Source organism: Arthrobacter sp. Hiyo1 (genome assembly GCF_001263615.2).
GTDB lineage: Bacteria > Actinomycetota > Actinomycetes > Actinomycetales > Micrococcaceae > Arthrobacter.
Genome location: NZ_DF952468.1, coordinates 451,429 through 452,659, shown reverse-complemented (window position 1 = coordinate 452,659; position 1,231 = coordinate 451,429). Strand labels below are relative to the sequence as shown.

The following is a 1,231-nucleotide window of genomic DNA, read 5'->3' as shown; positions in this document are numbered from 1 at the left end:
CAGCAGATCGTCGACCTGCCGGTGGTCGTGGCGGACGGTTTCAGGGCCACTGTTCTCGTGGGAGAGTTCGCCGGACAGCGCTCCCCCGCGGTCATGTTCAGCGATTGTCGGCGTGGAAGTCTCAGCCTCGGGCGCCGTCGAGTTACCTCTGAATCCCGATTTCGAGCATGCGGTGCTGGTCCTGGACGGTTCCGCGATGATCGACGGCCAGGAAGTCGACCCCGGCCCCTTGGCATTCCTCGGCATGGGCCGGGAATCGCTCCGCCTCGACGCAGCCCCGGGAACCCGCTTCATGCTCCTGGGCGGTGAACCCTTCGAAGAGGACATCCTGATGTGGTGGAACTTCGTGGGCCGGACGCACGAGGAAGTGGCGCAGGCCCGCGAAGATTGGGAAGCCCAGGCGCTCCTGAGCGACGAGGACGCCCGTAATGCGCGCTTCGGTTGGATCCATGGCCACGGGCCCGACGCCGGAGCGGAAGCCGGGCGCATCCCCGCACCGCCTATGCCAGGGGTCCAGCTCAAGCCGAGGTCCCGGAACAGGGCTACTGACTAACGGTCCCGGCTAGGGCAGCTCCGCGACAATCCGCAGCACACCGAAAACCGGTTCCTGGTCCAGGACCCGGACATCGGTGATCCCGTGTGCGGCCAGTCCCGCCCGGAAAGCGGACTGTAAAGGCTCCACGTTCATGCCGAGCCCGCCGCCAAGAATCACCGGTCCGGGAAGGCCGAGTTGCCGGACAGCTTGCGCCGCGAGTTCCGCGAGATCCCGTCCTGCCTGGTCCAGGAGTTGGCGGCTGATCTCGAGGCCTTCCCGCGCGGTCTCGACTACGGCGGTTGCGCGCTGGGCCCAGTACCGCCGGTCGGTGTCCTCCGAGTGGAACAGCGCGATGAGTTTGTTGGGATCGTCCACCCCGCAGGATTCCAGGAGGGCCGCTGTGAGGCCATCCGGTTCCAGCCCTTTGTTCATGCGCCGGAGGCTGTGGCGCACCGCCTCCCTACCCAGCCAGTATCCGCTGCCTTCATCGCCCAGGAGAAAGCCCCAGCCCCCGGCACGGGCTTCTTCCCCCTCGGCATTCTTGCCCCAGGCCGCGGATCCGGTTCCGGCAATGACAGCCACTCCCGTGCTGGCCCGGCCTGCCGCCAGTAGCAGCCGGGAATCGTGGACCACCGTGACCTGCGCCCCTGGAACATGGGGTTCGATCAGCTCGGCGAGGGCGCGGGCATCGGCGTC

At 67.5% G+C, this 1,231-nt stretch carries 2 protein-coding genes; one reads left to right on the top strand and one right to left on the bottom strand.

The window, feature by feature from the left end; genetic code table 11:
• A partial coding sequence (locus AHiyo1_RS02040) for a pirin-like C-terminal cupin domain-containing protein (RefSeq protein ID WP_340639267.1) occupies positions 1-553 on the top strand: 553 nt, incomplete at its 5' end.
• Positions 554-562: 9 nt separating this feature from the next.
• Here AHiyo1_RS02040 and AHiyo1_RS02035 read toward each other — a convergent pair.
• Positions 563-1,231 (bottom strand): N-acetylglucosamine kinase (locus AHiyo1_RS02035; RefSeq protein WP_059387456.1); only part of this gene is annotated, 669 nt, incomplete at its 5' end.